Below are 9,348 nucleotides of genomic sequence, written 5' to 3'. Positions count from 1 at the left end.
AACCGCACCTACACCGTGCGGAGCTGGGACGCCGTCCGGCACGAGATGACCATCGACTTCGTGGTCCACGGCGACCGCCTTGGCGGGCGCGCCCAGCCCCTCGGCGGCGGCGCCCCCGGCCGGGGAGGCCGCGCCCCCGGCTCCCGCGCCACCCCCGGTGGCCGCCGCGGCGGCCCCGGCACCGGCCGCGCCCGCCACCCCTCCGGCGGCGATCCCGGCGGCCTTGAGCGAGTACCCGGCCGCGAACCAGCCGATCACCGCCACCGGCAGCAGCGCCGGGATCCCGGCGTTCACATGCGCCAGCTCACCGGCGGCCAGTCGGCACTTGGCACACTCCTCCAGATGCTTGCGCAGCCCCCGCTCGGCCCGCATCCGCAGCCCGCCCCGGGCATACGCCCCCAGCCGGTCCGCGTACCGGGCGCAGTCCCCGCCCGAGGTGAGCGCGGAACTCACATGGGCCTGGAGATAGGCCTGCTTGAGCCCCTCCCGGGCCCGGCTGGCGAGCACCGCCGTGGCATTCGCCGTCAGCCCGAAGAGGGGCGCCACCTCGCTGGGGGACTCCTCCTCGACCGTGGTGTGCCAGAGCACCGCCTGCCAGCGCTCCGGCAGCGACCGGAACGCCTGCATCGCCAGCGACCGCTCCGCCTCCCGCATCGCCCGTACATCCGCGCCCAGATCGGTGGTGACCTGCGCGGTGGCGTCCGTGGTGCGCGCCGCCTCCGCCGCGAACACCGCGAAGTCCTCGACCAGGTGCTCCCGCTTGGCCGTCCTGGACCAGCCCGCCGCCACCCGGCGCACGGTGGTCAGCAGATAGGCCCGTACCGCCTGCTGGGGGCCGGCTCCGCCCCGTACCGCCTGAAGTGTCCGGGCGAACACCTCGGCGGTCAGATCGTCCGCCGTGTGCGCGTCCCGGCAGCAGCTGCGCGCATAGCGGCGTACGGCATCGGAGTGACGCCGGAACAGCTCGGCATAGGCGCCGTCGTCCCCCGCGCGCATGAGCAGGATCAGCTCGGCGTCGGACGGACCGGTCTCCCGGGGCGGCGGCAGCACCGAGTCCGACGGGCCGCGCGGACGCTCCCGCTGCGGCGGCACGGCGGGCGGCCGGGGCCCCGCCGCGAAGGGTGCGGACCCGGCGGAGCCACCCGTACGGATCCCCCCGGTCCCCTGCGCGGGTACGGACGGACGCGCGTCGAACGGCCCCGTCGGAGCCGGCGGACCCGAGGCGCCGGCCGGCGGGACGGCGGGTGTACGAGAGGGCGCGGGGTTACGGGGATCCACCGGCACCCGGGGACCGCCGGGCGCCCCCGGGCCCCCGGGGGGACGGCCACCACCGCGGCCACCGGGTCCGCCCTGCCCCGGCACCTGGGGCGAGAGCGGCGCCGAGGGCGCCGCTCCGGTCCAGCCCTCTCGGGTCCTGTCCTCCGTACCGTCCGAGCCCCCCACGGGTTCGCCCCGTGTGTCCCGCCCGTCACCGCTCATCGCGGAAACCCTCATTCATCGCGGAAGCCACCGTCAGCACCTCAGACCCGAACACCGGGCCAGAGTGCCACACGGCAACAGCGCGCCGGCCGTCCCCGGACGTCAACCACTCATCCGGGGAGAGCTGATCGAAATCGGCGCGCGATCCCGCCGTGTCGATGAAACAGGCAACCACCTTCCCGGAGGAGCCTCAACAGGGCCGTACCGGCCGTCGGTTGGCCGGACGGGAGACGCGAAGCGCGCACGGCCCCCGCACGGCGCACACCGGTCCCCCGGCCGACGGGACCCCCGGCGGCGCACCACGGCCACCGCCGGAGCCCTTGCCGGACCACCGGGCGCGCACGGCGCCGCACGGCGCCGCACGGCGTTGAACCGCGCTGAACCATGCCGAGCCGCGCCGACCGCACCGAACCATCGGGCGGGACCGGACCGTCGGGTGGCACCGAACCATCGGAGTGATCCATGTGATCCATGCCGTGACCCGGGCCCGCCTGCGCGCCGCAGGCCCGGACGGACGACCACGACCGACGACCACGGCTGGCGACCTCGACCGGCGGTGACGACCGGTGGCCACGGTCGGCGACCGCGACCGGCCGTCACCAGCGGTGACTACGACCGGGGCCGCAGCCCCTCCAGCAGGATGTCCAGCAGCCGCGCCGACGCCGCCGCCTGCTGCGCCGCGTCCGGCAGCGACGGCGCCGCCGTCGCTATCACCAGCAGCACATCCGCCACGGTCACATCACCGCGCAGCTCACCCGCAGCCCGCGCCCGGTCGACCAACTGCCCCACGACCTCCAGCAGCTCGGAGGCGCCCGCGTCGTCCCGGTCCTCCGAGGACCCGGAGGCCTGGCCCACGATCCGCAGCTCCGGCGGACCGGCGGCCACCGGAGCACCCGGCACCACACCCGCCCGCTGCTGCGGCACCCGGGTCTCGTCCCGCCCCCGGACCGGGTCGTCGGGATCGACACCCACCCGCAGCACCTGCGGCGGCAGCAGCCGCCCCGCGCCCGAGGCCACCGAGGTCCGCAGGAACCGGGCCAGCGCGGACCACGGCTCCTCCTCCTGCCCCAGCGCGGTACGCGCCTGGTCGGTCAGACGGGAGGTCTCCTCCTCGGCTATTCGCCGTACCAGCACATCCTTGCTCGGGAACCGGCGGTACACCGTCCCCACACCCACCCGGGCCCGGCGCGCCACATCCTCCATCGGCGCCCCGTAACCCAGTTCGCCGAAGACCTCACGCGCGGCCCTCAGCACATGCTCCAGATTGCGCTGCGCGTCCACGCGCAGCGGCGCCGAGCGGCCGACTCCGCCCGATCCCACCCGTCCGTTCCCGTCGCTGCCCGTGTTCCCGCCTTGCACCTGCGTGTCCGCGGTCGACGGAACGGCAGCCTGCCACTGCGAATCCTGAATGGTCATACGGGTTCCCCCGGTCACTGTGTCTCCCCCCGGAGACCCCCCACCTGGTCTGCCGGGCATGCCTTGACCGAGCACCCCGACGAGGTACGAACATAGTTGAGCTGGGGTCAATTCAGAAGGGGGTAGTTCCGCACGGAGCGCCCCCCGATCGGAGCAAGGACCGGAAGGCTACCGTTTACGCCCCCGGCCTATGCCCCTGTCCCCACCCCTGACCTGCGCACCTTTCCCGCCCCCCGAGAGCGCCGCCCGGCCCGCCCGCCCGCACCCTCCGGTCACACAATTTGCCGGGCCTGTGGACAAACGCCGGGGACCGTTGCGTCATGGGATGGTGAAGGAAGCTGACTCCCGGGACGAGATCCCCGGCACCCCGCCGTCCGCGCGCCCCCTCGGGCGGCGGATCCTCGTCCTCGGCGGCGGCTATGTCGGGATGTACACCGCTCTCCATCTCCAGCGCAGACTCAAGGGGGAGCTGGCACGCGGCGAGGCGGAGATCCTGGTGATCACGCCCGACCCCTATATGACGTATCAGCCGTTCCTCCCCGAGGCGGCGGCCGGCTCCATCTCCCCGGCCCATGTGGTGGTCCCGCTCCGGCGGGTGCTGAGCCGCTGCCGCATCGTCATCGGCGAGGCCACCGCCGTCGACCACGCCAAGCGCACCGCGGCCGTCACCACCCTCGCCACCGACGAGGAGGGCACCGGCGCCATCGAGCTGACCTACGACGAACTCGTCATCGCCCCCGGCTCCATCTCCCGCACCCTCCCCATCCCCGGCCTCGCCGAGTACGCCATCGGCTTCAAGACCCTCGAAGAGGCCATCGGGCTGCGCAACCACGTCATCGAGCAGATGGACATCGCCTCCTCCACCCGCGACCCCGCACTCCGCGACGCCGCCCTCACCTTCGTCTTCGTCGGCGGCGGCTTCGCCGGGGTGGAGGCCCTCGGCGAACTGGAGGACATGGCCCGCTATGTCTGCCGCTACTACCACAACATCAAGCCGGCCGACCTGAAATGGATCCTCGTGGAGGCCAGCGACCACATCCTCCCCGAGGTCGGCGACGAGATGGGCCGCTACGCCATCCGTGAGTTGCGCTCCCGCAATATCGACGTACGCCTGGAGACCCGGCTCGACTCCTGCGAGGACCGGATCGCCCGCCTCAGCGACGGCAGCCGCTTCCCCACCCGTACGGTCGTCTGGACGGCGGGCGTCAAACCCTCCCCGCTGCTCGCCGCCACCGATCTGCCCCGCAACGGCCGGGGGAGACTCCGCTGCACCCCCGCCCTCACCGTCGAGGGCACCGAACACGCCTGGTCGGCGGGGGACGCCGCCGCCGTCCCCGATCTCACCTCCGACGACCCGGAGGCCACCTGCGCCCCCAACGCCCAGCACGCCGTCCGCCAGGCCCGGGTCCTGGCCGAGAATCTCGCCGCCTCCCTGCACGGCCGGACGGCGGGCGAACTGAAGGCGTACGAGCACCGCTACGCCGGCTCGGTCGCCTCCCTCGGTCTGCACCGGGGCGTCGCCCATGTGTACGGACGCAAGCTCAAGGGCTACCCCGCCTGGCTGATGCACCGCGTCTACCACCTCAGCCGGGTCCCCACCGTCAACCGCAAGGCCCGGGTCCTGGCCGAGTGGACCCTCGCCGGGCTCTTCAAACGGGAGATCGTCTCCCTCGGCTCGCTGGAACACCCGCGCGCCGAGTTCGCGACGGCGGCGGGCCACGGCCACGGTCATGGCCACCCGGCCGGTGGCGGTACGGGCGGTACGGGCGGCCCCGGCGGTGGCGCGCGAGCGGAAGCGGATGGGCACGGGGGCGGTGACGGGGACCGGAACACGCCGAAGCCCCCACCGGGCGACGGCACCCCCGGAAGCACCTGACGGCGGTGAACGGGGCCTGACGGCCACCTCGATCAGGCCCGGCAGACGCCCGTACGACACCGACTGTCCGTACGTTCGGTCACACTGGACGTGTGACCATAGGTGGGCTCACATTTGCACAGAGTGACCCCTGTGACCCTTGGCGACAACCTTTGAGGCTAGAAAGTCAGTGAACTTCACGCGTTGGAGCGCAAGGCTCCCCGGTACGCAGCGCCGCGCCGCAGCACGGAGGTCAGACCGAGGAATCTCCACGGCACCTCCGCGCCCGGCCCAGCGGGACGGCGGCGGCCAGGGGGACGGCAGGGCGGCCGAAGGGCGCGGGGACAGCCCGGTCCCCGCCGCCCGGGGAGAGACCGGACGAGGAGAGACCGGGGCCGAGGGGAGCGACCGCGACCGGCCCGCCGACCGCACCGGCGGCGCCCCCGGAGCGACCGCGTCGTCCGACGGGACCGGCAGGGAGGGCACCCCCGCACCCCTCCCCGGCGCCCCCGCCCTCGACGACTTCCCCCTCCGCGAGATCCTCGGCCGCCTCCCCGCGCTGGTCCTCCTCACCTATGGCACCGACCACCGCATCGCCTACGCCAACGACGCCTACGCCGCCGCCTTCGGCCCCCGCCCCATCGGACTGCGCGCCGTCGACTCCTGCCCCGAGCTGGCCGAACTCAGCCTGCCCCCGCTGATGGACCAGGTCCTCCGCAGCGGCCGGACCCGCACCGTGAAGTCCCGCAGGGCCGCCTCCGGCGGCTCGTACACCGTCACCTGCCTGCCCATCGACATCCCCGGCCACGGCAGCGGCGTCCTGGTCTTCGCCGCCGACGTCACCGACCACGCCGAGGCCGCCGAGCGGCTGCGCGCCAGCGAGCGCCGCCAGCGCGAGACCGCCGTCACCCTCCAGCGCTCCCTCCTCCCCCAGGAGCTGGAGCAGCCCGACGATCTGCGGATCGCCGCCACCTACCAGCCCGGCAGCGAGGACGCGGCCGTCGGCGGCGACTGGTACGACGTGATCACCCTCGGCGCCGGCCGTACCGCCCTGGTCATCGGCGATGTGATGGGCCGGGGCGTGCGCGCCGCCGCCGTCATGGGCCAGCTCCGTACCGCGGTACGCGCCTACGCCCGGCTCGACCTGCCCCCGCACGAGGTGCTCCAGCTCCTCGACGGGCTGGCCGCCGAGATCGACGCCAGCCAGATCGCCACCTGTGTCTACGCCGTCCACGACCCCAATGAGGGCCGGCTCGTCTACTCCTCGGCCGGACACCTCCCCATCCTGGTGCGCGACGAGGACGGCACCGTGCGCCGCGCCGCCGAACCGACCGGGCCGCCGCTCGGCACCTGCGGCTGGCTGCACACCTCCGGCACCATCGCCCTGCCCCCCGGATCCAGCGCCGTCCTCTATACGGACGGTCTGGTCGAGCGGCGCGGCGAGGACATCGACGAAGGGGTGGCCTCGCTGGAACGCGCCCTGTCCGGGGCGACCGGCGGCCCCCAGGTCGTCTGCGACCGGCTGCTGCGCTCCCAGGGGGTGACCGCGGACCACGACGACGATGTCGCCATCCTCGTCGTCCAGCACCCGTTCCGCAGCGGACCGTCGGCCGAGCTGTTCCACAACGCGGCGCTCGACCTGCTCGGCGGTACGGAGGCGGCGCCCCGGGCGCGTGCCTTCGCCTCCGGGGTGATGGCCTCCTGGCGGTTCTCGCCGGAACTGCACGACCTGGGGGTGCTGGCCACGAGCGAGCTGGTGGCCAATTCGCTCCAGCACGGCACCCCGCCCATGCGGCTGCGCCTCCGCCGCACCGACCGCCGGCTGATCATCGAGGTCACCGACGGCGACGACCACCTGCCCCGCCGCCGCCGGGCCGAGAGCGAGGACGAGTCCGGCCGGGGGATCTCCATCGTCGCGACGATCGCCTCCTCCTGGGGCTGCCGCAGAACGCCGGGCGGCGGCAAGGCGGTCTGGTGCGAATTCGCCCTTCCCGCCTAGGGAGTTTCTTTCGGATCAGGCTGGATCAGGGAGCGGGGTCTGGTGCTGTGCATCGCAAGGCGGAGGATTGAGCCACTGCGGAGCATTGGTGATTGACGACAACGCGGCGAGGTGCGGTGCCAGGGCACGCGAGCCCAGCAAGATCCGAAAGAGACGACCTAGCCGCCGCCGGTGCTGCCGCTCGCGATGCCGTTCGTGGTGGTGCCCCCGAGGGGTGTCAGGCCGCCGCCTGCACCTGCTCGGTGGGCTTGTGCTGGGCCACCACCCGGGTCTTCGCCACCAGATACGGATGGTTCTGTACGGGGGTGAGCTGCCGGCCCAGCCGCACCGCGAGCACGGTGATACCGAGTGAGAAGAGCACGAACGTCACGATGTACGGGGCGTGCCACGCGGCTCCCATGGGCCCGCCCACGGCCGGTCCGATCGCCAGGGCCAACTGCTTGACCAGCGCGAACGCCGAGTTGTACTGCCCGACCATCGACTCCGGGGCCAGATCGGCCACCATCGGCGCGACGGTCGGCGCGAGCATCGCCTCACCGAGGCCGAAGAGCGCGTAGGTGGAGATGAAGGCGGCCGTCGCCATGGCCTGGCTGCCCCCGCCGAGACCCGCGTACCCGGCCAGGATCCAGGCGACCGCCCAGATCAGGCCGACCGCACCGATCATCCGGGTGCGCTTGCGGCGCTCCACGAACTTCAGCACCAGGAACTGCGCGAGGACGATCACCGCGGTGTTCGCCGCGAGGGCGGTGCCCAGGGTCGCGGGCTCGATGCCCGCCGCCTCGGTGCCATAGGCCGCCAGGCCCGACTCGAACTGTCCGTAACAGGCGAAGAAGAGGACAAAGCCGAGGACGCACAGCTGGACCATCGCCTTGTGGCCGAGCAGGACCCGCAGCCCGCCCCGCCCGCCGTCGGCCGCGGCGCGCACGGCGGGGTTCTCGGTCGGCCGGGGCAGCCGGATGGTGAGCGCCAGCCCGGCGAGGACCAGGAACATGACGGCCTCGATGCCGAAGAGCAGGGTGAAGCTCTCCGGGCGGCTCTTGTCCACGATCTGCCCGCCGATCAGTCCGCCCAGACCCAGTCCCAGGTTCTGGAGGAAGAACTGCATGGCGAAGGCCCGGGTCCGCGAGGTGGCGTCCGAGCACCAGACGATCATCGTGGCGAGCGCGGGCTGCATCACCGCCGTACCGGCTCCGAGCAGCGCGGCGGAGAGGACCACGGACTGCACCCCGCCCGCCAGGCCCATCGAGACGGCACCGGCACCGGCCAGCAGTGCTGCGCCCACCAGCACCGGCAGGGGCCCGCGCCGGTCGATGATCCGTCCCGTGAACGGCAGGGCGACCAGTGCGGCCATGGCGAAGACTCCGAGGACGGCTCCCGCCGTCGTCGCGCCGAGATCCCGTACCTGCGCCACATAGACGTAGAGATACGGAACCGTGAAGCCGAGTCCGAACGCGCTCAGCGCGTTCCCTGCCTGGATCCGGCGCATGGCTGCACCCGTCACCCTGGTCACACTCACCTGCCTTGATGATCTAGAAGGAGTGAAGTCTGAAGACTTCAACACTAAAGTTAGATCCTTAACAATACACATCGAAGGACTTCAAGGCCAATGAGTCGCGTGCCATACTGCGGCGTATGCCTAACGCGAGCCCCGAGGGCCCAGCAGTGACGGGTGCGGCGATCCAGGAGCCGACCCTGGACGAGCAGATCGCCGCCTATCAGCGTGAGTACGGCGACCTCGACCCCCAGGTCGAGAAGGTCGTCTCGGCCCTGGGCCGGCTCAACCGCCGGATGAACGTCGCCTACGGCCGCCAGGTCGCGACGCTCGGCATCAGCAACGCCGAGTGGGAGGTCCTCAAGACCCTCGTCCTCGCGGGCACCCCCTATCGGATGGGCCCCGGAGAGCTGGCCAAGCGCCTCGGCCTCACCCCCGCCGCCATGACCCACCGCATCGACCGCATGGCGAGCGAGGGCCTGGTCACCCGTGACCGCGACGAGAACAACCGCGTCCGGGTCATCGTGGAGCTGACGGACGAGGGGCGGACGAAGTGGCTGGAGGCGATGCGCATGGCCTCCGACTTCGAGGGCGACCTCCTCCAGGACCTCACCGGCGAGGAGCGGGGCGTCCTCGGGGAACTGCTGATCCGGGTGCTGCGCCGGGTCGAGCACGCCCAGCCGGACGCCGGCGGCCGGCTCACCGACCTCGACTAGAGGGACAGGGCCCGCGAGGCCCGACGGGCCCGGCTCGGCCGGGCCCGGACCGGGGCTCTCCCCGGGGGTGAGAGGGCGATCCCGGGGTGATGCCCCGGACGGCCCAGGCAAGTTGACATGGACTTCACCGGTCCGTAAGGTTCTTCGAGTTGTCCCGGACCGGAAGCGGTTCCGAGACAGCCACTCCCGCCGCAGCAGCGGCAACCAAACTCCGCACGATCTCCCGGACCGGGATGGATTTCGGCCTGTCTGAAATCCATTGCGACAGACTCGATTATGAGCCTCCTGGGAAATCCGCTAGAGTTTGAGCGTCGGAACGGCCCAACAGCCGGAAAGACAACCCGATTTCGACCGGGAATCAGGCCCGAAAGGATCTGATAAAGTCGGAGCA

5 protein-coding genes and 1 pseudogene are annotated in these 9,348 nt (G+C 72.5%); 3 read left to right on the top strand and 3 right to left on the bottom strand.

Going from position 1 to position 9,348, the window contains the following annotated elements:
- Positions 1 to 75 precede the first annotated feature (75 nt).
- A pseudogene (locus ABT354_RS37770) lies at positions 76 to 1,479 on the bottom strand (sigma-70 family RNA polymerase sigma factor); the annotation flags it as partial.
- A gap of 609 nt (positions 1,480 to 2,088) precedes the next feature.
- Complete coding sequence (locus tag ABT354_RS37765; protein WP_351502558.1) at positions 2,089 to 2,895, bottom strand: TetR/AcrR family transcriptional regulator; 807 nt, start codon at positions 2,893 to 2,895, stop codon at positions 2,089 to 2,091.
- Positions 2,896 to 3,220: 325 nt separating this feature from the next.
- Here ABT354_RS37765 and ABT354_RS37760 point away from each other — a divergent pair, with 325 nt between their 5' ends.
- Positions 3,221 to 4,771 (top strand): NAD(P)/FAD-dependent oxidoreductase, encoded by a 1,551-nt coding sequence (locus ABT354_RS37760; RefSeq protein WP_351502556.1) that lies wholly within the window; start codon positions 3,221 to 3,223, stop codon positions 4,769 to 4,771.
- A 169-nt stretch (positions 4,772 to 4,940) separates the two neighbouring features.
- Positions 4,941 to 6,749: an ATP-binding SpoIIE family protein phosphatase gene (locus ABT354_RS37755; protein WP_351502554.1), complete on the top strand. Its 1,809-nt coding sequence runs from the start codon at positions 4,941 to 4,943 to the stop codon at positions 6,747 to 6,749.
- A gap of 217 nt (positions 6,750 to 6,966) precedes the next feature.
- Here ABT354_RS37755 and ABT354_RS37750 read toward each other — a convergent pair whose 3' ends face one another.
- Positions 6,967 to 8,235, bottom strand: a complete 1,269-nt coding sequence (locus ABT354_RS37750) for an MFS transporter (protein WP_351502560.1) — start codon at positions 8,233 to 8,235, stop codon at positions 6,967 to 6,969.
- Positions 8,236 to 8,381: 146 nt separating this feature from the next.
- On the opposite strand from ABT354_RS37750, the gene ABT354_RS37745 reads away from it, so the two are divergent.
- Positions 8,382 to 8,957, top strand: a complete 576-nt coding sequence (locus ABT354_RS37745) for a MarR family winged helix-turn-helix transcriptional regulator (RefSeq protein WP_351502552.1) — start codon at positions 8,382 to 8,384, stop codon at positions 8,955 to 8,957.
- The last annotated feature ends 391 nt before the right edge of the window (positions 8,958 to 9,348 follow it).

The sequence above is a fragment of the Streptomyces sp. NPDC000594 genome (assembly GCF_040299965.1).
GTDB lineage: Bacteria > Actinomycetota > Actinomycetes > Streptomycetales > Streptomycetaceae > Streptomyces.
This window is presented reverse-complemented; position numbering and strand designations above follow the sequence as displayed.